Origin of the sequence: Pseudomonas sp., assembly GCF_002796985.1 — a bacterium.
GTDB lineage: Bacteria > Pseudomonadota > Gammaproteobacteria > Pseudomonadales > Pseudomonadaceae > Pseudomonas.
Genome location: NZ_PEKX01000006.1, coordinates 54,428 through 77,586, shown reverse-complemented (window position 1 = coordinate 77,586; position 23,159 = coordinate 54,428). Strand labels below are relative to the sequence as shown.

21 protein-coding genes are annotated in these 23,159 nt (G+C 62.5%); 16 read left to right on the top strand and 5 right to left on the bottom strand.

Annotated features, from left to right (window positions below; all coding sequences use genetic code 11):
• The first annotated feature begins 108 nt into the window (after nt 1-108).
• The 5 genes from CTR55_RS05220 (at nt 109) to CTR55_RS05200 (ending at nt 7,264) form a co-directional block, all read left to right on the top strand.
• Nucleotides 109-2,997 (top strand): ribonucleoside-diphosphate reductase subunit alpha, encoded by a 2,889-nt coding sequence (locus CTR55_RS05220; RefSeq protein ID WP_296284490.1) that lies wholly within the window; start codon nt 109-111, stop codon nt 2,995-2,997.
• 235 nt (nt 2,998-3,232) lie between these two features.
• Nucleotides 3,233-4,480: a ribonucleotide-diphosphate reductase subunit beta gene (locus tag CTR55_RS05215; protein WP_296284489.1), complete on the top strand. Its 1,248-nt coding sequence runs from the start codon at nt 3,233-3,235 to the stop codon at nt 4,478-4,480.
• 267 nt (nt 4,481-4,747) lie between these two features.
• Nucleotides 4,748-5,383 (top strand): hypothetical protein, encoded by a 636-nt coding sequence (locus tag CTR55_RS05210; RefSeq protein WP_296284488.1) that lies wholly within the window; start codon nt 4,748-4,750, stop codon nt 5,381-5,383.
• Nucleotides 5,380-6,423 carry an ATP-binding protein gene (locus tag CTR55_RS05205; protein WP_296284487.1) on the top strand — a complete coding sequence of 348 codons (1,044 nt, stop codon included), beginning with the start codon at nt 5,380-5,382 and terminating at the stop codon, nt 6,421-6,423. Before CTR55_RS05210 ends, CTR55_RS05205 begins: the two co-directional genes overlap by 4 nt.
• Before the next feature lie 370 nt (nt 6,424-6,793).
• Nucleotides 6,794-7,264: a Bro-N domain-containing protein gene (locus CTR55_RS05200; RefSeq protein WP_296284486.1), complete on the top strand. Its 471-nt coding sequence runs from the start codon at nt 6,794-6,796 to the stop codon at nt 7,262-7,264.
• Between the two features lie 1,564 nt (nt 7,265-8,828).
• On the opposite strand, the gene ycaC is transcribed toward CTR55_RS05200, so the two are convergent.
• Entirely contained in the window at nt 8,829-9,458 is a 630-nt protein-coding gene (gene ycaC, locus CTR55_RS05195) for an isochorismate family cysteine hydrolase YcaC (protein WP_296284485.1), read from the bottom strand.
• Nucleotides 9,459-9,825: 367 nt separating this feature from the next.
• Between ycaC and CTR55_RS05190 the strand changes: the two genes are divergently transcribed.
• Nucleotides 9,826-10,047 (top strand): DUF1654 domain-containing protein, encoded by a 222-nt coding sequence (locus tag CTR55_RS05190; RefSeq protein WP_024763117.1) that lies wholly within the window; start codon nt 9,826-9,828, stop codon nt 10,045-10,047.
• 56 nt (nt 10,048-10,103) lie between these two features.
• Here CTR55_RS05190 and CTR55_RS05185 read toward each other — a convergent pair whose 3' ends face one another.
• Nucleotides 10,104-10,427 carry a hypothetical protein gene (locus CTR55_RS05185; protein WP_296284484.1) on the bottom strand — a complete coding sequence of 108 codons (324 nt, stop codon included), beginning with the start codon at nt 10,425-10,427 and terminating at the stop codon, nt 10,104-10,106.
• A 158-nt stretch (nt 10,428-10,585) separates the two neighbouring features.
• Between CTR55_RS05185 and CTR55_RS05180 the strand changes: the two genes are divergently transcribed.
• The 4 genes from CTR55_RS05180 (at nt 10,586) to CTR55_RS05165 (ending at nt 13,555) form a co-directional block, all read left to right on the top strand.
• Nucleotides 10,586-10,864 (top strand): hypothetical protein, encoded by a 279-nt coding sequence (locus CTR55_RS05180; RefSeq protein WP_296284483.1) that lies wholly within the window; start codon nt 10,586-10,588, stop codon nt 10,862-10,864.
• A gap of 82 nt (nt 10,865-10,946) precedes the next feature.
• On the top strand, nt 10,947-11,831 hold the full coding sequence (locus tag CTR55_RS05175) for a LysR family transcriptional regulator (protein WP_296284482.1): 885 nt from the start codon (nt 10,947-10,949) through the stop codon (nt 11,829-11,831).
• A gap of 184 nt (nt 11,832-12,015) precedes the next feature.
• Entirely contained in the window at nt 12,016-12,852 is an 837-nt protein-coding gene (locus CTR55_RS05170; RefSeq protein WP_296284481.1) for a bifunctional allantoicase/(S)-ureidoglycine aminohydrolase, read from the top strand.
• A gap of 184 nt (nt 12,853-13,036) precedes the next feature.
• Nucleotides 13,037-13,555, top strand: coding sequence for a hypothetical protein (locus CTR55_RS05165; RefSeq protein WP_296284480.1), 519 nt, complete (start codon nt 13,037-13,039; stop codon nt 13,553-13,555).
• A 7-nt stretch (nt 13,556-13,562) separates the two neighbouring features.
• On the opposite strand, the gene CTR55_RS05160 is transcribed toward CTR55_RS05165, so the two are convergent.
• Nucleotides 13,563-14,411, bottom strand: a complete 849-nt coding sequence (locus tag CTR55_RS05160; protein ID WP_296284479.1) for a CAP domain-containing protein — start codon at nt 14,409-14,411, stop codon at nt 13,563-13,565.
• Nucleotides 14,412-14,617: 206 nt separating this feature from the next.
• Here CTR55_RS05160 and CTR55_RS05155 point away from each other — a divergent pair, with 206 nt between their 5' ends.
• Nucleotides 14,618-16,087, top strand: coding sequence for a diguanylate cyclase (locus tag CTR55_RS05155; RefSeq protein WP_296284478.1), 1,470 nt, complete (start codon nt 14,618-14,620; stop codon nt 16,085-16,087).
• A gap of 7 nt (nt 16,088-16,094) precedes the next feature.
• On the opposite strand, the gene CTR55_RS05150 is transcribed toward CTR55_RS05155, so the two are convergent.
• The gene (locus CTR55_RS05150; protein ID WP_296284477.1) at nt 16,095-16,388 is read right to left on the bottom strand and encodes a putative quinol monooxygenase; all 294 of its coding nucleotides are present in this window, start codon (nt 16,386-16,388) and stop codon (nt 16,095-16,097) included.
• 166 nt (nt 16,389-16,554) lie between these two features.
• On the opposite strand from CTR55_RS05150, the gene CTR55_RS05145 reads away from it, so the two are divergent.
• From CTR55_RS05145 to CTR55_RS05130, 4 genes are all read left to right on the top strand, one after another.
• Nucleotides 16,555-17,145 carry an NAD(P)H-dependent oxidoreductase gene (locus tag CTR55_RS05145; protein ID WP_296284476.1) on the top strand — a complete coding sequence of 197 codons (591 nt, stop codon included), beginning with the start codon at nt 16,555-16,557 and terminating at the stop codon, nt 17,143-17,145.
• Between the two features lie 288 nt (nt 17,146-17,433).
• Nucleotides 17,434-17,715 (top strand): peptidylprolyl isomerase, encoded by a 282-nt coding sequence (locus tag CTR55_RS05140; protein WP_296284475.1) that lies wholly within the window; start codon nt 17,434-17,436, stop codon nt 17,713-17,715.
• Nucleotides 17,716-18,084: 369 nt separating this feature from the next.
• A complete protein-coding gene (locus CTR55_RS05135; protein WP_296284474.1) occupies nt 18,085-19,401 on the top strand; it encodes a methyl-accepting chemotaxis protein in 1,317 nt (438 codons plus the stop codon).
• 107 nt (nt 19,402-19,508) lie between these two features.
• Nucleotides 19,509-20,624 (top strand): PilT/PilU family type 4a pilus ATPase, encoded by a 1,116-nt coding sequence (locus CTR55_RS05130; protein WP_296284473.1) that lies wholly within the window; start codon nt 19,509-19,511, stop codon nt 20,622-20,624.
• Nucleotides 20,625-20,864: 240 nt separating this feature from the next.
• Here CTR55_RS05130 and CTR55_RS05125 read toward each other — a convergent pair whose 3' ends face one another.
• Nucleotides 20,865-22,097: an SGNH/GDSL hydrolase family protein gene (locus CTR55_RS05125; protein WP_296284472.1), complete on the bottom strand. Its 1,233-nt coding sequence runs from the start codon at nt 22,095-22,097 to the stop codon at nt 20,865-20,867.
• A 106-nt stretch (nt 22,098-22,203) separates the two neighbouring features.
• On the opposite strand from CTR55_RS05125, the gene CTR55_RS05120 reads away from it, so the two are divergent.
• Complete coding sequence (locus CTR55_RS05120; RefSeq protein ID WP_296284471.1) at nt 22,204-23,112, top strand: LysR family transcriptional regulator; 909 nt, start codon at nt 22,204-22,206, stop codon at nt 23,110-23,112.
• The last annotated feature ends 47 nt before the right edge of the window (nt 23,113-23,159 follow it).

The window sequence follows — 23,159 nt, the reverse complement described above, 5'->3', positions numbered from 1 at the left end:
CGCGAGCGACCGCTCTTTTTGCTCTTTGTTTTTGCTCTTTGTATCTAGAGAACGGCGCCAGGGGCGCCGGCAACGCACCCATTACGAGAACGTGGAGACAACCACCCCATGCAAATCGACACCACTCGCGAGAACCCGCAGGCCAACGCGCCGCAGACCGCCGAATCCGCCCAGGATCTGGCCGCCACTGCGCCCGGCCAGCTGCGCGTGATCAAGCGCAACGGCACCGTAGTTCCCTACACCGATGACAAGATCACCGTAGCCATCACCAAGGCGTTCCTCGCCGTGGAAGGCGGCACCGCCGCTGCCTCGTCGCGCATCCATGAAACCGTGCGCCGCCTGACCGAGCAGGTCTCCGCGACCTTCAAGCGCCGCATGCCATCGGGTGGCACCATCCACATCGAAGAAATCCAGGACCAGGTCGAACTGTCCCTGATGCGCGCCGGCGAACAGAAAGTCGCCCGCGACTACGTGATCTACCGCGAAGCCCGTGCCAACGAGCGCAAGAGCGCCGGCAACGCCAGCGACATCGCCCAGCCGCACCCGAGCATCCGCATCACCAAGGCCGACGGCAGCACCCAGCCGCTGGACATGGGCCGCCTGCAGACCATCATCCGCGAAGCCTGCGAAGGCCTGGCCGAAGTCGATGGCAGCCTGATCGAACGCGAGACCCTGAAGAACCTGTACGACGGCGTCGCCGAGAAGGACGTCAACACCGCCCTGGTGATGACCGCCCGTACCCTGGTCGAGCGCGAGCCGAACTACTCCTACGTCACCGCCCGCCTGCTGATGGACACCCTGCGCGCCGAAGCCCTGGGCTTCCTGGGCGTCGCCGAGAGCGCCACTCACCACGAGATGGCCGACCTCTACGCCACCGCCCTGGCGGCCTACGTCGAAAAAGGTTCCGAGTTCGAGCTGATCGACAGCAAGCTCAAAGGCTACGACCTGGCCAAGCTGGGCGCCGCGATCAACCACGAGCGCGACCAGCAGTTCACCTACCTGGGCCTGCAGACCCTGTACGACCGCTACTTCATCCACAAGGACGGCATCCGTTTCGAACTGCCGCAGGTCTTCTTCATGCGCGTGGCCATGGGCCTGGCCATCGAAGAGAAGGACCGTGAAGCTCGCGCCATCGAGTTCTACAACCTGCTCTCGTCGTTCGACTACATGTCGTCGACCCCCACCCTGTTCAACGCCGGCACCCTGCGTCCGCAGCTCTCCAGCTGCTACCTGACCACCGTGCCGGATGACCTGTCGGGCATCTACAACGCCATCCACGACAACGCCATGCTGTCCAAATTCGCAGGCGGCCTGGGCAACGACTGGACTCCGGTGCGTGCGCTGGGCTCCTACATCAAGGGCACCAACGGCAAGTCCCAGGGCGTCGTGCCCTTCCTGAAAGTGGTGAACGACACCGCCGTCGCCGTGAACCAGGGTGGCAAGCGCAAGGGCGCCGTCTGCGCGTACCTTGAAACCTGGCACATGGACATCGAAGAGTTCATCGAGCTGCGCAAGAACACCGGTGACGACCGCCGCCGCACCCACGACATGAACACCGCGAACTGGATTCCCGACCTGTTCATGAAGCGCGTGTTCGACGACGGCCAGTGGACCCTGTTCTCGCCGTCCGAAGTGCCGGACCTGCACGACCTGACCGGCAAGGCCTTCGAAGAGCGCTACGAGTACTACGAAGCCCTGACCCAGTACGGCAAGATCAAGCTGTTCAAGACCATCCAGGCCAAAGACCTGTGGCGCAAGATGCTCTCGATGCTCTTCGAGACCGGCCACCCGTGGCTGACCTTCAAGGACCCGTGCAACCTGCGCAGCCCGCAGCAGCATGTGGGCGTCGTGCACAGCTCGAACCTGTGCACCGAGATCACCCTGAACACCAACAAGGACGAGATCGCAGTCTGCAACCTGGGCTCGATCAACCTGGTCAACCACATCGTCGACGGCAAGCTGGACACCGCCAAGCTTGAGAAGACCGTGAAGACCGCCGTGCGCATGCTCGATAACGTTATCGACATCAACTACTACTCGGTCCCGCAGGCTCGCAACTCGAACCTCAAGCACCGCCCGGTAGGCCTCGGCATCATGGGCTTCCAGGACGCCCTGTACCTGCAGCACATCGCCTACGGTTCCGACGCGGCCATCGAGTTCGCCGACAAGTCCATGGAAGCGGTGAGCTACTTCGCCATCCAGGCTTCCTGTGACCTGGCCGACGAGCGCGGCGCCTACGAGACCTTCGACGGCTCCCTGTGGTCCAAGGGCATCCTGCCGCTGGACTCCCAGCAGATCCTCATCGAAGCCCGTGGCCAGAAGTACATCGACGTCGACCTCACCGAATCCCTCGACTGGGCTCCGGTCCGTGCCCGCGTACAGAAAGGCATCCGTAACTCGAACATCATGGCCATCGCGCCGACCGCGACCATCGCCAACATCACCGGCGTATCGCAGTCCATCGAGCCGACCTACCAGAACCTGTACGTGAAATCGAACCTCTCCGGCGAATTCACCGTGATCAACCCCTACCTGGTTCACGACCTCAAGGCTCGTGGCCTGTGGGACCCGGTCATGGTCAACGACCTGAAGTACTACGACGGCTCCGTGCAGCAGATCGAGCGCATCCCGCAAGACCTGAAAGACCTGTACGCCACCGCCTTCGAAGTCGAGACCAAGTGGATCGTCGACGCCGCCAGCCGCCGCCAGAAGTGGATCGACCAGGCGCAGTCGCTGAACCTCTACATCGCCGGCGCCTCGGGCAAGAAGCTCGACGTGACCTACCGCATGGCGTGGTTCCGTGGTCTGAAGACCACCTACTACCTCCGTGCCCTGGCCGCGACCAGCACCGAGAAGTCCACCATCAACACCGGCAAGCTCAACGCCGTATCGGCCGGTGGCAACGACGGCCTGCAAGCCGCCGCTGCCGAGCCGCAGCCGGCTCCGGTGCCGCAAGCCTGCAGCATCGACAACCCCGACTGCGAAGCCTGCCAATAAGGTGAGCGCGCCGCGAAAGCGGCGCTGACACCGAAACGGCAGACCGCACGGACTGTCCCCTCTCCCCCTGGGAGAGGGCTAGGGTGAGGGGCTTTTCAAGGCCCCTCCTCCTTACAGAACAACAGCCTCCTCCGCCGCGCACCGCGCATGACGGAAGACGCACAAGCTCTTAGCGTGCACCACACGCCACCAGACATCAGGCCGCCCCAGAGCGGCCCACCAGGAGAGGACCCCCATGCTGAGCTGGGACGAATTCGACAAAGAAGACGCCACCGAAGCCAAGGCCGCCCCGGCAGTCGCCCAGGCCGCCGCGCAGAACGCTGAAAAACTCGACGCCGACGCCGCCGGTTCCGTCGAAGAAGCGCGCGCCGTATCCGCCAACGACTCCGACGCCGTTGCCCGCGCCAAGCAGGCCCTCGACGCCCTGGACATCCAGGAAGGCCTGGACGATCTGGAAGGCTCCGCCGCCCGCGTACAAGTCGGCGACAAGCAGATGATCAACGCCCGCGCCGACCTCAACCAGCTCGTACCCTTCAAGTACGACTGGGCCTGGCAGAAGTATCTGGATGGTTGCGCCAACCACTGGATGCCCCAGGAAGTGAACATGAACGCCGACATTGCCCTGTGGAAGAGCAAGGACGGCCTCAGCGAAGACGAGCGCCGCATCGTCATGCGCAACCTCGGCTTCTTCTCCACCGCCGACTCCCTGGTCGCCAACAACCTGGTGCTGGCCGTCTACCGCCTGATCACCAACCCCGAATGCCGCCAGTACATCCTGCGCCAGGCCTTCGAGGAAGCGATCCACACCCACGCCTACCAGTACTGCATCGAATCGCTGGGCATGGACGAGGGCGAAATCTTCAACATGTACCACGAGATTCCTTCGGTCGCTAAGAAGGCGTCCTGGGGCCTCAAGTACACCCGCTCGATCTCCGATCCCAAGTTCGAAACCGGTACTCCTGAGACCGACCGCCAGTTCCTGCGCAACCTGATCGCCTACTACTGCGTTCTGGAAGGCATCTTCTTCTACTGCGGCTTCACCCAGATCCTCTCCATGGGCCGCCGCAACAAGATGACCGGCACTGCCGAGCAGTTCCAGTACATCCTGCGCGACGAATCCATGCACCTGAACTTCGGCATCGACGTGATCAACCAGATCAAGATCGAAAACCCGCACCTGTGGGATGCCCAGATGAAGGACGAGGCCACCCAGATGATCCTCCAGGGCACCCAACTGGAAATCGAATACGCTCGCGACACCATGCCGCGTGGCGTACTGGGCATGAACGCCGCGATGATGGAGGACTACCTCAAGTTCATCGCCAACCGCCGCCTGACCCAGATCGGCCTCAAAGAGGAATACCCGGGCACCAGCAACCCGTTCCCGTGGATGAGCGAAATCATGGACCTGAAGAAGGAAAAGAACTTCTTCGAGACCCGCGTGATCGAGTACCAGACTGGCGGCGCGCTGAGCTGGGACTGACGGAAGTAGTAGCAAGACGGCAAGTCAAGACCATTAGAAACGCTGTAGACCGAAATGGAATTTTGGGGCAGTGATAAAGAAAGACGAAAAGCCCCGCCTAGTGCGGGGCTTTTTCTTAGGCCAGCTAAAAGTTTAAATCACCACATTGATAGCTACTGGCCAGTAGTGTAAATTCGATTGAACACCCAGCAAGGATGTCGGGGATCAGATCAAAATCTAGCCCTGCCTTGTGCGGGCTTTTTATTTCCAATCACAATCGGAGAGAATATGGACTGGATAATAGCCAATAAAGAATGGTTCTTCAGCGGAGCGGGAATTAGCTTAATTGGCTTAATATATCAAATTATGAAAGGAAAGCCTGAACCAGCACAGGCGCTACCGTCCTCTCCGGCCATTACAATTAACAACAACAACAACAACAACAACAACAACAACAACACTGAAAGCACAGAAAAGGCGGAGCATACCACTACAAAGGAAGCTCAACCTATAACAAAGACCCTGCAAGATTACAAGAACGAAACAAAAATACTATTCATTGATGACGACACAAAATTTAAAGTAGCAAAAATACTGTCAAGAAGCGGATGGGTCCACACAAAGCTTATTAAAGACGCTGACACACTAGATATGCAAGACATCGCAGAGGCAAACATACTATTCATTGATGTGCAAGGTGTCGGCATTGCAATGGGTTTCCATGACGAAGGGCTAGGCCTTGCTCTTGCAGTAAAGAAAAAATATCCATCCAAGAAAGTTATAATTTACTCTGCAGAAACCCAAGGAAATAGGTTTCATGAGGCACTACGAAAGGCGGACACATTCCTAGCAAAAAACGCCGAACCGTATGAATTCCAACAGATTGTTGAAGAGTACACAGTGGGAAGCCTCGAGCAAAAATGAAAATCAGATATAGAATAACTGACAAATACAACAAAATACTATTCTGCAATCTACTTCAAAAGGAGATAGAGACGCTTCCTAACGTCACAACAAGCTCCACCAAAATAGCCGACGGGAGAGCCCGATGCGGCGCTCATATCGGGGAGCTTGGCACCGTGTACGCATTTACTAACGACAGAGAATTCGTTGCCAGTTCTAGCAAATTTCGGACGACGTTAGATGCTATAGCAAACAGCCTAACAACAATAAAAGAAATAATATCAGAGAGCAACGAGCGCCATAACACAAATACCAGACGACTAATCCACAATCTTACATCTCTAAACGCACACAACATCCAAGAGGTCTACTCACTAATTCCACAGGACGTTATTAGCCGAAGAACAGGAACGCATGTAGATTTCGTAGAAAAAATAGTAAAAGAAGAGCCTAGAGATACAGCCTTAGCACTACTAAGAATTGCGAAACACAATGCTGCAATGAAAGCGGAATTTTCCGTTTTCAAAAAGCTATTCACGAGCACTCCTTCTCTTGACCCCAGGTATCACAACACTCATAAAGTACTGATGAACATATTCTACCTCTTCTTTCCAGACTTCACCGAGAAAGAGGTAAGAGTAGAAATCGGGGAGAGCTCTCATACAGCATTTTTCGATTACGAGTCTATTCACGTCGCCCTATATCACATAATTGAAAACGCAACAAAATACATAAAGCAAAAATCAGACTTAAAAGTCAACATCCATGACAGCGGAGCTTATACCACTGTCGAAATGGACATGATCAGCATAAAAATATCAGAAAAAGAAAAACTCGCTATTTTTGAAGAGGGTGTCTCAGGGGAAATTCCAAAAAAACTAAGCAAATCAGGGGATGGAGTCGGACTTAACAGAGTTAAAAAGATTATTGAATTGAACAATGGCCACATTGAGTTAATCACTCACCCGTCAACCTCTGAGCAAATTCTGGGAATTCCTTATCAACGAAATGTATTTTGTCTTCATCTGCCTAGGCGGCATGAGCCAACACTAAAAGATTAGATATTCCAAGATTCGAAGGGCATCACTTCTGCTTGACCCTTCACCGCCATCGCCCTACCCTCGCACCGGCGCCTAAGAAACGCCTGCCACACAGCGGCCTGACCGCTCCCGAAAGTTAAGCGGCTTTTTCGAGCACGCTGGATTCATTCGTCCTCGAAAAACCTCTGCGACGCCGGGAGTGGGCTAATACAAGACCCGAAAGGGGAATACGTCCGGCCCTCTGTGTGGGGTTTCTTAGCTCCCGGCACCCAGCCCTAAGAAAGCTGGTCACATCACACAGAGGTAATGGATATGCCTTTCACCCCTAGCCTTCGCCCCGAAGGCGCTTCGCTGTACCCGCCCTCTTCTGCCTCCTTCCCGGAGGTGCGCCATGTCTGAAGAGTTTCTGATCCCCACCGAATTCATCCGCCACAAGCGCCTGCTGCGCGCCGTGCTGCTGGAAGACCAGTGCTGGTTCTGCGCCCACGACCTGGGCCGGCTGATCGGTGTTCCATGGCTGGCCGAGCGCGTGGAGCGTAACCTGGACGACGACCAGTTCCGCCGCGCCTGGGTGCGCGATGGCAGCGGCGATTACGTCGATGAGCTGCTGATCAGCGAATCGGCGGTGTATGCGGCGCTGATTCACTACTTCCATCCGGAGAATCGCAGCGTGCGGCAGTGGTTGTCGCTGCATGTGATTCCGGCGTTGCGGGACCAGCATCGCGCCGGCCTCGGCGAGCCACGCCGGGAAACGCTGCGGGCGGCGATGCAGACGTTGTCGGTGTTGAAATGGCAAGGTGTGACCTGGGTGCCCTTCCAGCTCTGGCCCGAGCTGAGTGCCGGGCCGGAGAGCACGACGTAGGATGGTGTGGAGCGGAGCGATACCCATCGCTCTGCTCTTCCCCTTCACCGCTCGGTATTCCCCTGTAGGACGGGCGGGGGCGCCTAGCCCATGCCCGCGATCCGTCGGCAGGGCCGGCGTCTGCTTCTGCGCTGGTATTGGTTTGTTGCTTGGGATTGGGTGTTTCAGCGCCGCTTCGGCGTACGCCCAGGCTTCTTGTTTCGCCCCCTCGGGCGACCCACTTTGGCAAACGACGGATGGCCGCCCCACCCAAAGTGGGCAAAGGTCTAGCCCCTGCCATCCGGCTTTTCGCTTCGCGAAAAGTACCCTCGGCTCTTCGGAGTTTCAGGGGGCCGAACTAGGCGTCCCCCCACGAAGGGCCATCCCTGGCCAGTCGCGGCTTCCGCGGCATCCATGCCGCTCTCCCCCTGAAACTCCGATCACCTTCGGCCTCCTGAACGGGGCACTTCGGCGCGTGTGGATGTTTTTCTGGAAGACATCAAAGGCAACAGCCAGAGCCAAAGCGGGGGCGTAGTGGTGCGGCGTGGCTTTTCGTAGGAGCGGACTTTGTCCGCGATATCCTTCGCGGCGGGCCGTGCATATCCCTGTGCCTGCCACAGATTCGCGCCTGCACCGTAGGAGCAAGCTTGCTCGCGAACGGCATCCTGCCAACGTCTCCGGAAAACGCTGGCGTGGACTGGGGGGCAACGTTCCGAGGAATTGCGATACACGTGATGTCGGTGCGCAGGAATCGATGGGTATCGCTGCGCTCCACGCCATCCTACGTTCGTGCTTCGCCGTGATTTCGATATGGTCGGCAACTCTTATCGCGGACTAGGTCTGCTACTACAGGCGGGCAGCAGTGCCAAGTGGTTCGCGAGCAAGCTCGCTCCTACGAAAAGCCAAACGCCTCGATCTGGCTTTGTCTCTGGCGTTGGCTCTGAAAGACTTCCAGAGAAATACCAGCGCACTCCAGACCGCCCCGTTCAGGAGGCCTCGTTGAAGCGGAGTTTCAGGGGTTGAGCGACATGGATGTCGCGAGAGCGGCGATGGGCCAGGGATGGCCCTTCGCGGCGTGCCCCTGAAACTTCGATTCAACGAGGGAATTTTTCGCCCCAAGCGAAAAACCGGATGTCCGGGGCAAGACCTTTGCCCACTTTGGGTGGGGCGGCCATCCGTCGTTTGCCAAAGTGGGTCGCCCGAGGGGGCGAAACGAGAAGTCCGCGCGCGCGCCGAAGCGACGCGGGAAACCCGGAGCGAGGCAGACACATCGCGGACGAAGTCCGCTCCTACGCCGTCCGTTAGTCCGCCGCGAGGGTTTGCCCTCTCCCTAACCCTCTCCCTGAAGGGAGAGGGGACTGGTTCGGCGCCGGTTGAAACCAAGGCGTCAGCCGGCACAATCTGCCCCCTCTCCCTCTGGGAGAGGGCTGGGGAGAGGGAAAACACAGGCACGGACTTTCAGAAGAAGACAGTTGCTCCTACAGGTAGGCAGCGGTGTCATGCGGTTCGCGAGCAAGCTCGCTCCTACGAAAAGCAAAAAAACCGGAGCCTCGCGGGAGGCTCCGGTTTTCATTTCAGCAGACGGTTACTTGCCCCCAGTCAGCGCGTTGTAGCTGGTCATCAGATTCCGGTAATCCGGAATGTGGTTCGAGCACAGCGCCGCCAGCCCTTCGACATCGTTGCGCCAGTCACGGTGCAGCTCACAGGCCACGCCAAACCAGGTCATCAGCTGCGCGCCAGCCGCTTCCATCCGGCGCCAGGCCGCATCGCGGGTCATCTCGTTGAAGGTGCCGGACGCATCCGCCACCACGAACACATCGAAGCCTTCCGCCAGCGCCGACAGCGCCGGGAACGCCACGCAAACCTCGGTCACCACACCGGCGATGATCAGCTGCTTCTTGCCAGTGGCCTTCACCGCCTTGACGAAGTCCTCGTTGTCCCAGGCGTTGATCTGGCCGGGGCGGGCAATGTACGGCGCATCCGGGAACTGCGCTTTCAGCTCGGGAACCAGCGGGCCGTTGGGGCCGGTTTCGAAGCTGGTGGTGAGGATGGTCGGCAGGTTGAAGAACTTGGCCAGGTCGCCCAGCGCCAGCACGTTGTTCTTGAACTTGTCCGGATCGATATCGCGGACCAGCGAGAGCAGGCCGGCCTGGTGGTCGACCAGCAGTACGACGGCGTTGTCTTTGTCCAGGCGGTTGTAGGTGGCGTTGGTCATGGTGAAATCCTCGATTTGCTTTCAGTGGATGCCGGCTCGGCCGGAGGTTTTTGGCTCGCTTCGCAGTGCGTCACTGCATGGAACAAAGATTAATTTCGACACCCTTGATCCACCAGACGGCAAAAACCGCCTCTAGCGTTCCATTTTCAGGACGATAGAGGAGAACGAGCCCTCAACTTCACGGCGTCCGAGGGCTGCGCCCATGGGCCAGCACCGGGAATGCGCTCCGGATCGCTCAGAAATCAGCGCCAGAGCTGCCGATTTCACTTCCTTCAGAAAGCTGCCTTACCGATAGTCACGCAGGCCTTTACAAGAAATACTGTATTTACATACAGTATTTCCATCCACCCCGAACCGGAGGCCTCCCATGCACGCCGCAACCTACAATCAGCTGTCCGCCCGCGTGAACGCCCTGCTGGCAGACCCGACCACCCTGAAGAACCTCGGCATCACCCTGCGCCGTGAGCCTTCCGATGACTCAGCCGCCTGGAGCCAACTGGTCACCGACCTGCGCCAGGCCCCGAACCTGACGCTGCTGCCCTTGCAGGACGGCGCCATTCGCCTGGCGTGGCATAGCTGGCTGGATTGAACCGCGAGAGGGAGAGCGAACCAGGATGGACCACAAACTCCCCATCCCGGCAGGACTTACGGCGAACTGGTCCGCGCCGTATCGGCGATGGCGTTGCAGGTGGTGGGGTTGAGGCAGTAGGTGATGTAGGTCGCCTGCTTGTTACAGCCGCGCACGCCGATGGTGTACTCGGTGCGCTCCATGGCACGGCGAACCTGGGTGACCTTGCTCGACAGCACGCTGCTGGTAATCGACTCGCAATTGAGCTCGAACTTCGCCCGCGACTCAGTGGCCTTGATCGCGGCGGGCTGGTTCGAGGCGAGAAACTCTTCATTGCTCATGCAACCGGACAACGCGGCGACAGCAGCCAGCACCGGCAGGGACAGCGGTAGACGTTTCATGGTGACGTTCTCCGTGTGGTTCCCCCGGATTGGGTCAGCTTCTGGAGTCTAGATCGCGCTGAAGGAAACGTCCGACGTGCAGTCCGTCGGCTGATACGGCGCAACGCCACTACGGTTCTACGCTCACCTCTGAGGGTATTGCAGTGGAGCGACGCACGATGAATCTCGACGACGATTTCGACCTCAGTGACTTCAATTTCGATGACCTGAACCTCGATGAACTCAGCCTGGTACCCATGGAACCGGCCAAGCCATCCCCCATGGAAGCCCCGCCCGCCATGCAGGCCAAGGCGAAGTTCCAGATCGACACCCGCCACGGCGATCGGCGCTGTAGCGCCGACCGACGACAAACCATCCGTTTCGAAGACGACCGCCGCAAGGGCGATCGGCGCGGCAGCAGGGTCGACGATCCCTGGGCGAAGAGCGTCGACTTCTGAGCCCCATCGGCACCCGGTGATTTGCCGGGTTCAAGGCGAGCTGTTAGAAAGCGGTATCAGCATTCAGATATCCGATACCGCCATGAGCGACAGTGATAAATCGAATACCCGCCTCTTCGACCTCGACCTGCTCCGCGCCATCGTCACGGTGGCCGACTGTGGCAGTTTCACCACGGCGGCCACGCGCCTGCATTCGACCCAATCCACGGTCAGCCAGAAGATCCGCCGGCTGGAGGAAATGGCCGGGCATCGTCTGCTCGAACGCGGCAATCGCGATGTGCTGCCCACCGATGCCGGCGACACGCTGCTGGGTTATGCGCGGCGGCTGCTGGCGCTGAACGACGAGATGGTCGAGGCGCTGTCCGGTGCCACCGTGGCGTTGACGGTGCGTATCGGCGTGCCGGATGACTTCGCCACCGGGCGCACCACCGAGCAGTTGGCCGCCTTCAATCGCCGCTACCCGCAGGTGAAGCTGGAAGTCACCAGCGGCCTGAGTCGTGACCTGTCCGCCAGCTATGACCGTGGCGAGCTGGACCTGGTGCTGCTCAAGCAGCGGCAGAACGCCCGCGAGGCGGTAGCCTGCTGGCCAGAGAAGACGCGCTGGGTGGATAGCGCGAAGAATGCCTGCATCGAGCTGGACCCGCTGCCCATCGTCACCTTCCCGCCGCGCGGGGTGTACCGCGACGAGATGATCGCCGCACTGGAATCCATCGGCCGGCGCTGGCACATCAGCTTCACCAGTTCGAGCCTTTCCGGCATCCAGTCGGCCATCGCCGACGGCATGGGCATCGGCCTGTTGCCGCAGCGCGCGGTGACGGCGGGGCACGCCGTGCTGGCGAAGAATATCGGGCTACCCTCGGTGGACGTGTTCGAGGTCGCGCTGCTGCACCGGCCGACGGTTGACCCGATGGTGAAGGAGCTGGCACGGGTGCTGTCGCGGGTTCTGGCGCAGGACACGCGTGCTTGAGTGCCTTCCCCAAACATTCACAAATCGAATACAGCGGATTCCAACATTTAATTTGTGCATGAACACGCCGCTGGATATTGTGGTTTCCAGCGACGGCCAGCGCTCCCAGCGCGCCGCTCTGCACAAATTGCTCACCACGGCGCCGCACGCGCCGGGCAGCAAGACAACAATGAGGAAGTACCCCATGGCCAAATCCAGCTATTACGCGCCGCACGGCGGGCACCCGGCACAGACCGAGCTGCTCACCGACCGCGCCATGTTCACCGAAGCCTATGCCGTGATCCCCAAGGGCGTGATGCGTGACATCGTCACCAGTCACCTGCCCTTCTGGGACAACATGCGCATGTGGGTCATCGCCCGCCCGCTGTCGGGCTTCGCCGAGACCTTCTCGCAGTACATCGTCGAACTGGCGCCCCAGGGCGGCAGCGACAAGCCCGAGCAGGACATCAACGCCGAAGCGGTGCTGTTCATCGTCGAAGGCGAGCTGACCCTGACCCTGCAGGGTGAAGTGCACCAGATGCAGGCGGGCGGCTACGCGTTCATTCCGCCGGGCGCCGACTACAAGGTGCGCAACACCAGCGGCCAGCACACCCGCTTCCACTGGATCCGCAAGCACTACCAGAAAGTCGACGGCGTACCGCTGCCCGAAGCCTTCGTCACCAACGAGCAGGACATCGAGCCGCGCGTGATGCCGGATACCGAAGGCCGCTGGAGCACCACCCGCTTCGTCGACATGGCCGACATGCGCCATGACATGCACGTGAACATCGTGAACTTCGAGCCGGGCGGCGTGATTCCGTTCGCCGAGACCCACGTGATGGAACACGGCCTGTACGTGCTGGAAGGCAAGGCGGTGTACCGCCTGAACCAGGACTGGGTCGAGGTGGAAGCCGGCGACTTCATGTGGCTGCGCGCCTTCTGCCCGCAGGCCTGCTACTCCGGCGGCCCCAGCCGCTTCCGCTACCTGCTGTACAAGGATGTGAACCGCCAGATGCGCCTGACCCTGAACCAGCCGCACTGAGTGCAAGGTTCGGGCAGCGAGTCGCAGCGACTCGCCGCACGGCAGATGAGAAACCGGCGCCCAGGCGCCGGTTTTTCTTTTGGGGACGGCGTGACGGCGTGAACTGCCTCGCGTGGCAAGCACCGCGCAGTCTGCTAAAAAGTCAGGCTGAAAGACGTTTCGCAGTCGCCGAGGAAATATGCGCATGGATGTCCGGTTCTTGCCCCAGACCGAGTTCGACAACGTCCATTTCTATCGTGCCGTCACCCTGCTGATCCTGCTGGCGATGATCACCTTTACCCTGATCAAGATGTTCAGCGGCGTGGTCAGCCTGTTCTCCGCCCTACCCCTCTGCCTGCTGCTGCTCGGCTGGCGCTTCGCTATCGAGTGGCGGAGGGTCGCGCGGGCCGAGCCGGCCTTCATCGACAAGGGCGAGCTGGTGCTGTGCGGCAAGGAAAGCCACCGGCAGATCGCCCTGGAGAAGATTCGCGAGGTGCGCAGCCGCCACAGCCTGTTCATGGTGCGGCGCTATCGCTCCTGGGCGGAGCACCTGGCGTTCGTGGAGTTCACCCTGGACAGCGGCGAGCGCGTCTCCACGCTAGCCGAAAGCGGCGTGCTCGAACTCCCGGCGGCCTCGGGCACGCTGGCGGCCGTCGATTCGGCCATCCTCGCGGCGAAAGTGAAGCGTCAGGGCGGCGAGCCGGGCGCTGTCAGCAACGGTTGATGACGGCTCAGGGCGAGCCGAACATCGCCGTCCAGTAGATGCCTGCGTCGCTCTTCGGGTCCGCCGCGTAGGCCGCGCCCAGTTCGCTGTACTGCGGGTTCATCAGGTTGGCGCAATGGCCGGGGCTGGCCAGCCAGCTGTCCACCACCTTCTGTGCATTGCCTTGGCCGGCGGCGATGTTCTCGCCGATGCGCTGGCCGGCGTAGCCGTTCAGTTCCGCGCGGTCGCCCGGCGTGCTGCCGTCGCGGCCCTTGTGGTCGAAGTAGTTGTTGTTGGCCATGTCACGGCTGTGGGCTTCGGCAGTGCCGCCCAGGGTCGCGTTCCAGCTCAGTGCGCCTGTCGGCCCGAAGGCCTGGTTGCCGCATTGGCGCCCTTTGCCGCGCGCGGCGTTGATCGCCTGCAGCAGTTGCTGGCCCTCTGCTTCCCAGGTACCCAATTTGCCCTGCAGCAGCGGGCGGCCGAGCAGCACGCGCCAGTCGTCGCCCTCGCGGACGATGCCGACGTCGACGAACTGCGGGTCCAGCAGTACCTGGCAAAAGCTCTCCTGCAGCGCCTTCATGGCGGCCGTCACATCGCGCGGGCCGGTAAGGCTGAGCATACGCACGCTGCTCATCGGGTAACCGGCCTGGTTCAACGCGGCCTTCCACTCCCCCGCCGAGGCCGGCAGCGCCAGGCGCGGGTCCGGCGACAGCGGCGGCAGCACCTGGGAAGCCTGCCCGGCGCAGGACTGCACGTCGCCGCGGTAGGCGTTGATGGCTTCGAGCAGTTGGTCCTGGTCGGCCGCGCCGGCATCGGCAACGGCCAGCAGGCCGAGCGACAACAGCAGGCTACGCAGAAGGAACGGCTGATTGGGCATGGACGGCTCCGAGGGTCGAGAAGGGCTCAATGATGCGGGATTTCTCGGCGTTTGGCTGCGGCTGGCGGGCGCGGGCTCCCTTCGCCGTAAAAGTCGGCAACGTTTGCCCTGCCAGACCAGGGAGAATTTCCGGGGAGCCTGACATAGGACAAAGGAGTCCCCAACAGCGATTGAACCCCGCCCGCCACCCCCAAAGACTCAGATATATGAAGTCATTTTCGGAGGTTGGCGTGGTGCTCAAACCCGTTCGAGTGTTCTGCTTCATCTTCCTCCTGGCGGTACTCGCCACGCTGCTGACCGGCTGGCACATGCTGCAAATGAAGGAGGATGCGCTGGCCTATGCCCACGCCAGCGGCAAGAACACCCTGCTGCTGGTAGAGCGCGAGTTCCACCGTGACCTGGACGTGCACGCGCAAACCCTGCAGACCCTCTCCAATGTGCTGACCGGCCCGGCGACACCGGCGCTCACCCAGCAGATCCTGCAGGAACTGGTGCAGGGCCACGCCGCCGGCTCCGTGCAATCCGGCACGCTGGTTGTGACCGATGCCAACGGCCAACTGCTGATGGACCTGAACCATGCCGGCGAGTTGCGCCGCGACCTGTCCGAACGCGAGTACTTCCAGGCGGCGCGGGACAATCCGGGCCGGCAGTTCCTCAGTCGGCCGTTCCTGCCGTCCTACCCCGGTGCCTCGGAAAGCACCGCCCTCAGCCGCGCCGTACTGGATGCGAACGGCCAGTTCGTCGGTGTGGTGGCCGCGATCAAGGAACTGCGGCACATGGAATCCTTCGTGCGTGGGCTGGACCTGGGCGAGCTCGGCGATGTCTCCATCCGCCTGCTCGACGGCAGCGTCCTGGCCCAATGGCCAGCGGAGCCCAAGCGCTCCAGCGCGGACGAACGCCAGACCTTCGAGGCCTTCGTCGCCAGCGGCGAGGTCGAAACCTTCCGCCAGCAGGCGAACACCCCCGACGCTTACTGGCGCGGCTACCGGCGCATCGGTGATTACCCGGCGGTGGTGTCGGTGGAGCTGGGCCGTAAGGCCATCTTCCATACCTGGACGGCGCGCACCTGGATCACCAGCGGCCTGCTGCTGGCGATCAACGCAATGACGCTGTTCTTCGCCTATCGCCTGACCCGCCACCTGCGCCGCCGCGATGCCCAGGAAAGCCGGCTACGCACGCAGGCCGACACCGACCCGCTGACCGGCCTGCACAACCGCCGCTGGTTCGACCAGAAGGCACAGCGGGAATGGCAGCGCCGCCGCGCGGGTGACGGCCAGTTGGCGGTGCTGATGATGGATATCGACCAGTTCAAGGCCTACAACGACCACTACGGGCACCCGCGCGGCGACCTGGCGTTGATCAACGTCGCGCACCTGGTGGGGAAAGGCTGTCGCCGCGAGGAAGACGGCGCGGCACGTTACGGCGGCGAAGAGTTCGTGATGATCCTCCCCGGCTGCGACACCGCCGCCGCCGCACGGATTGCCGAGTCGATCCGCCGCGAGATAGAGGAAACCGCGCTGCCCCACGCCAAGGGTGACCGTGGCGTGGTGACCCTCAGCATCGGTGTGGCCAGCACGTCGGACACGGCAGCGGAGAGCATCGAGGCGCTGATCGACGCGGCGGACGCCAACCTCTACAAGGCCAAGGCGGCGGGGCGCAACAAGGTGGTGGCCTGAGCGTCGATCAGCGCGGCGGCATCACCTCGACCTTCTGGACAGCGAAATCGCGGCGCAGGTATTCCATGCGCCGCTCATGGAACTCCCGCATGTGCGGCAGCGCGGTGTGAATGGCCAGGTGCTCACGGCTCTGCCAGACCTCGAAGAAGGTGAACAGGGTCGGGTCGCTGGCGTCGCGCAGCATGTGGTACTGGATGCAGCCGTCTTCGGCGCGGCTGGGGGTCAGGTAAGTCCGGAAGAGGTTCTCGAAAGCTTCGGCTTTTTCCGGGCGGGTATGGGCCTGGAGGATGAAGGCGTACACAGGTTGGCGCTCCTGAAGTGGGGAAGGATTGCCTTATGCTGACGCAAATCAATCCTCGTCATTCTTGATTCTCACGCACGTATCCTTTGTCCGAAAACGGGTTTTTCCGCCCTGCTTCGCCCGATATTCTGCCGCCATCGAATTTCTGACTTGCGGAGCTCACACCATGAAAAAGATTCTGCTGATCAATGGCGGCAAACAGTTCGCCCACTCCGAAGGCCGCTACAACGCGACCCTGCACGAAGCCGCCATCGCCCATCTGGACCGCGCCGGTTTCGACGTGAAGGAAACCTTCATCGACGGCGGCTACGACATCCAGGAAGAAGTGCAGAAGATGCTCTGGGCCGACGTCATCGTCTACCAGATGCCCGGCTGGTGGATGGGCGCGCCCTGGACGGTCAAGCAGTACATCGACGAGGTGTTCACCGCCGGCCACGGCAGCCTCTACGCCAACGACGGCCGCACCCGTTCCGACGCTTCGCAGAAGTACGGCAGCGGCGGCCTGCTGCAGGGCAAGCAGTACATGATCTCGGCCACCTGGAACGCGCCGCAGCAGGCCTTTGACGATCCGACTGATTTCTTCGAGGGCAAGGGCGTGGACGCGGTGTACTTCCCCTTCCACAAGGCCAACCAGTTCCTGGGCATGAGCCCGCTGCCGACCTTCCTCAGCGTGGACGTGATGAAGCGTCCGAACATCGAGGCCGATGTGCAGCGCTACCTGCAGCACCTGAGCGAAGTGCTGGACGCCAAGGCCTGACGGATCAGGCGTAGGAGCGGACTCCGTCCGCGATCGCTTGCCGCTGGCACGTCCTCCATCTGGGCGAGGTCCATCGCGGATGAATCCGCTCCTACGCGCGTCCCACCCTGGCAGCGGCCTGTAGGAGCGAGCTTGCTCGCGAACGGACTTACCGGCGATTTGGAAGCTGGGCGGTTCGCCAGCAAGCTCGCTCCTACATCAGCCTGCTGTCAGACAACCTGGCATTGGGTTCAGCCACGGAATCAGCTAGGCTTCGCCCTTTCTTACTGCCTGTTCAGGAGTTATCCCATGGCCCGTGCATCCGCCCGTCACATCCTGGTTTCCAGCGAAGCCAAGTGCAATGAACTCAAAGCTTCCATCGAAGGCGGCGCCGACTTCGCCCAGGTGGCACGCGACAACTCCACTTGCCCGTCCGGCCAGAGCGGCGGCGACCTGGGCACCTTCCGCCCGGGCCAGATGGTTCGCGAATTCGACCAGGTCGTGTTCAGCGCCCCGCTGAACGTCGTCCAGGGTCCGGTGAAGACCCAGTTCGGCTACCACCTGGTGGAAGTGACCAGCCGCGAGGACTGATCCGCTTCGCCTGCGCCGCGCCCGTCTCCGGGGGCGGCGCTGCTTCACCCGCTTGCCCGCCCTCCCCGCGCCACCAGCATCACTCCCAGCACCACCCCTATCCAGCCGCGCACACGCGGTATCAGTCGTTGGCCGCCCCCCCCCCCGCCTCAACACGCCGAGCAGCAACACGGTCTTGGGGTTGAGCGCCTCGACGATGAGGCCATCGCCAGGATGGTTTGCAACATCGTCTGAAAACGGGCGCCAGACCTTGCAGCATGCGGGCTACGACGATCAATCCGGGCTAAAGTCGCGAGCGGTTTGGCCGATGCAATGGGTGAAACGAATCGGCAATAGCCTTCGTGCCTCACCACTAGAGAAAGCCGCCGCATGTTCAACTCGCGTTTGAAGCAGGAGCTGGCCGCCCTGCGTGAAGAGCTCGCCTCCGTGGAGGAGATCCGCGCCAGCCTCGACGAGGAAATGCTCGTGCTGTTCCTCGACCCCCGAGGGCGCATCGAATCGGTGAACACCAACTTCGAGAAGGAAATGCTCCATCGCGGGGAGCAGCTCAAGGGCCGTCCGCTGCTGGACCTGATTCCCGACCATGTACGCGGGCTGGACTTCCATTTGAAGGTAAAGCACGCCATCGAGCGCGGCGAGCACCTGGCCGGGGTGATCCGCCTGCTCCGCGGCAACGGCGAGGAGGCCTGGCTGCGCTCGATCCTGCAGCCGGTGCACGACAGCGCCGGGAAGATCCAGCGCATCTCGATCTACGCCAGCGACCTCACCCGTACCATCGAGAACTCGCGCGAGCACGAGAACCTGATCGAGGCGCTACAACGCTCCACCGCGGTGATCGAATTCAACCTGCTGGGCGAAGTACTCACCGCCAACGACCGCTTCCTCAACGCCATGGGCTACGGCCTGACGCAAATCCAGGGCAAGCATCACCGGATGTTCTGCGAGCCCGCCGAATACAACTCGTCGAACTACGAGGCCTTCTGGGCCAAGCTGCGCCGCGGCGAGTTCGTCACCGGCCGCTTCAAACGCATCGACAGCCGTGGCCACGAAGTCTGGCTGGAAGCCTCGTACAACCCGATCATCGACGCCCACGACCGCCTCTACAAAGTGGTGAAGTTCGCCACCGTGATCACCGAACAGGTGCGCCGCGAGAACGCCGTGGCCGAGGCGGCGACCATTGCCTTCGACACCTCGCAGAGCACTGACAACAGCGCAACCAAAGGCGCGGCCGTGGTCCAGCAGACGGTCGACGTGATGCGCGAACTGGCCGACCGCATGCAGGAGGCAACCCAGGGCATCGAGGCGCTTGACCGCCAGTCCCTGGCCATCGGTGCGCTGGTGCAGAGCATCCGCAGCATCGCCGACCAGACCAACCTGCTGGCCCTCAACGCCGCCATCGAAGCGGCCCGCGCGGGCGATCAGGGCCGCGGCTTCGCGGTGGTCGCCGACGAGGTTCGCCAGCTCGCCTCGCGCACCAGCGCCGCCACCGAGGAAATCACCCGCGTGGTAGCGCAGAACCAGCAACTGGCCGGCCAGGCCGTGGCGATGATCGATCGCGGCAAGCAACAAGCCGAGCTGGGCCTGGAACTCTCCGGTCAGGCCGGCACGGTGATCATCGAGATCCAGGACAGCGCCCAGCGCGTGGTCAACGCCGTGGGCCAGTTCGCCAACCAGCTGTCGACCTGAAACTGCGGCACGTCAACACGACGTGCCACGGCCTCCCCTAGGCTCCCGTCCGGCATTGCAACTAGGCTCAATGCAGTTGCGCCCTCTCGCAATCTAAGGATGGTTCCATGAGCGACACTTCCCTCCCCGACGTTTTCAGCTACCTGGCCCTGCTGCCGAAACAGGGCGGCTCGGACATGTTCTTCAGCGTCGGTGCGCCGCCGCACCTGAAGGTCGAGGGCCACAGCCAGCCGGTGGGTGAGCGCGTGCTCGGCCCCGGCGAGGTGAAGACCCTGGCCTGGCAGCTGATGTCGCCGGCACAGGCGCAGGACTTCGAGCGCGACCTGGAAATGAACCTGGCGCTGAGCGTGCCAAACGTGGGGCGTTTCCGCGCGAACATCTACTTCCAGCGCGGCGAAGTGGCCATGGTGGTGCGCCTGATCAAGCAGGTGATCCCGGACGTGACCGCGCTCGGCCTGCCGTCAATCCTCGACAAGCTGGCGATGCAGGATCGTGGGCTGATCCTGGTGATCGGCGCGGCCGGCGCAGGCAAGTCGACGACCCTGGCGAGCATGCTGGATTTCCGCAACCGCCACCGCTCCGGGCACATCGTCTGCATCGAAGACCCCATCGAGTTTCTCCACACGCACAAGAAGTCGATCATCGATCAGCGCGAGGTCGGCCTGGATACTCACAGCTACGAGGATGCTCTGCGCAACGTACTGCGCGAGGCGCCGGACGTGATCATGCTCGGCGAAATCCGCGACGCCGCCACCATGCAGCACGCGCTGCACTATGCCGAGACCGGCCACCTGTGTGTCGCCACCCTGCACGGCACCAGTTGCCGCCACGCCATCGAGCGTATCACCCGCTTCTTCCCCGACGAGGCGCGCCCGCAAGTGCTGGCCGACCTGTCGCAGAACATCCTCGCGCTGGTCGGCCAGCGCCTGGTGCCCGGCTCGCACCAGCGCCGCGCCGTGGCGGTGGAGCTGGTGCTGGGCACACCGCACATTCGCGGCATCATCCAGCGCGACGAACTGCCCGAGCTCAAGGGCGCGGTGGAGCGCGCGTTGGAAAGCGGCATGCAGAGCTTCGACCAGAGCCTCTACAGGCTGCTGGAGGAAGGCCGAGTGAGCGTGGCCGACGCACTGAAGTTCGCTGATTCGCGCACCGACCTGGCGTTGAAGATCAAGCTGGAGCGCGGCATGGACGACGACAGCATCGGGCCTGCATTCGGTAGTTGAGGCGGCAGCCGAGGCTCCTTTCCGGCAATGCGGGCGTCAGGCGGGTCGCGGGCATGGCCCGCCCTTACGAGATAAAGAGCCCCTCACCCTAACCCTCTTCCGCAAGCGGGAGAGGGGACCGTTCAGTGCAGGATGAAACCACAGCATCAGCCGGCGCGATCAGCCCCCTCTCCCTGAGGGAGAGGGCTGGGGTGAGGGGGAAACGTCGGCACATGGTTGCCGGAAAAAAGACAGTTGCCCCTACAGGACGCCCTTGAGCAACGCATCGATATCCACGCTCTCCGCCATTGCCCGGTCCCCCGCATCGCTGGGGTGCAGGTGGTCGCCGCTGTCGTAGGCCGGCAGCAGGCGCAGCGGGTGGGCGGGATCGCGCAGGTGCGCATCCAGGTCCAGCACCGCATCGAACTCCCCGCTCTGGCGAATCCACTGGTTCACCCGCTGGCGCAGCGCTTCCTTGTTGGCCGCATGGTAGTTCTCGATCGGCGAGCCGCTGAGGGCGCGCTCGAACGGCAGAAGAGTCGCGCCGATGATGCGTACGCCCCGCACATGGGCCTGGGCGATCAATTGCCGGTAGCCGGCAAGCAGGTCTTCGTACTGCACCAGCGGGTTGTTCGGCGCGAAGGTGCTGCCGGGCCAGGAGATGTCGTTGATCCCCAGCAGCACGATGACCGCCTTGACCCCTGGCTTGCCCAACACATCGCGCTGCATCCGCACCAGTGCGCTCTGCCCCATGCCGTCGGAGAGCAGCCGCGCGCCGGAGATGCCGGCATTGATCACGCCCACGTCACGCGCCGCCAGCCGCTGCGCCAGCACGTCCGGCCAACGCTGGTTGCCGTCCAGGCTGGCGCCACGGCCGTCAGTAATCGAGTCGCCGAGCACCGCCACCACCGGGCGCGGTTCGGGCGTTTCCACCAGTACGTCCGAGAGGTACAGGCGCGCCTCCATCTGGCCGTCGGCCGGCAACCGTGCGGCATCGAGCTGTTCGCCGGGAGCGCCGTAGACGCGCTGCTTGCCGTCCCAGTGGAAGCCCTCGATAGCGGTTGGCTGCGGCAGGTAGATCGACACCGCCAGCTCGCCCAGCGCCGGGACGGCCAGGTCCAGCGGATCGCTGAGCAGCTCGGCGCCCGGCGCGATGTAGGCCGTGGGCTGGCCGGCGAAAGTCAGGCGCCGGCTCGGGCCATCGAGCTGCCCGGCAGACGTCGCAAGTGCCACGGCAACACCGCCGATGGCCACCGGCTGGCTGCCATAGGCATTGGACAGCCCGATGCGCACGCGCTGGCCACCCAGGCTGAGCTTCACGCTCTGCCGCAGCGTGTGGTTGCCGATAACCGGCGGCACACCCAGCGGCAGCGGTACTTCCTTGCCCCAGGTGCGCTGCGGGCTAGAGCTCCAGGTGGCCTGCCAGTGTCCTTCTTCGGCCTGCGCCTGCGGCAGGGCCAGGGTGATCAGGGCGGCGAGCAGCAATCTTTTCATGGTGGTCCTCGACATCAGTGGTGGGTTAGGCCATAGGCTCGGCCATTCCCAATCACCACGGTAGACGGCATATTTGCAGACCCGCCATTCGATAAGCGAATAGGACATGGATACCCTCAAGGCGTTGCACTGTTTCGTCCGCGCGGTGGAGTTGGGCAGTCTTTCCGCTGTGGCCCGCGAGGCCGGCAGCAGCCAGCCGACGGTGAGCAAGACCATGGCGGCGCTGGAGCGCCAGGTCGGCGCACAACTGCTGATCCGCAGCACCACCCGCGTGCAGCCTACCGAGCAGGGCCGGCGCTTCTACGAGCACGCCCGGCAGACGCTGGAGAGCTATGCCGAGGGCGTCAGCGAAGCCCGTGGCGAGACCGAGCAGGTGCGCGGCCGCCTCCGCGTCAGCGCACCAGTAAGCCTGGGCGTGCTGCGCCTGAACGCACTGCTGCTGGAGTTCATGCAGAGGCACCCGGAAGTCGAGGTGGAGCTACTGCTCAACGACCGCTTCGTCGACCTCGCCGAGGAAGGTATCGACCTCGCCCTGCGCCTGGGTGGCGAACTGCCCGATCACCTGATCGCCCGCCCACTGGCCCGCTCGCCACGGTATCTGGTGGCCGCTCCCGCGTGGCTCGCCCGTCTGCCACAACTGAACGGTCCCGAAGACCTGCCGCTGGCCGACTATCTGCGCTTCGCCTGGCTCGACGCCGGGCAGAACCTGCTGCTGCGCCACGTCGATGGCCGCGAGCTCAATCTCGCCACCCGCAGCCGCTACACGGTGAACAGCTCCCTGGCGATCCGCGAGAGCTACTGCCAGGGCGCCGGCTTCGGCCTGACGCCCGCCTGGCTGGTGGCCGACCTGCTGGCCGACGGCAGCCTGCGACGCATCCTTGCGCAGTGGCACGGGCCAACCCAGGAGGCCAGCCTGCTGTTTCCTTCGCGGCAATTTCTGCCGGCCCGAACCCGCGCGCTGATCGATTTCCTCATCGAGCGCCTGCCGCGCCTGCCCGGTTTCGAAGCTCTCTGACGCGTAGCGGCTATGCTGTTCGCCAATGAGCAGAACCGGCGCGCCCA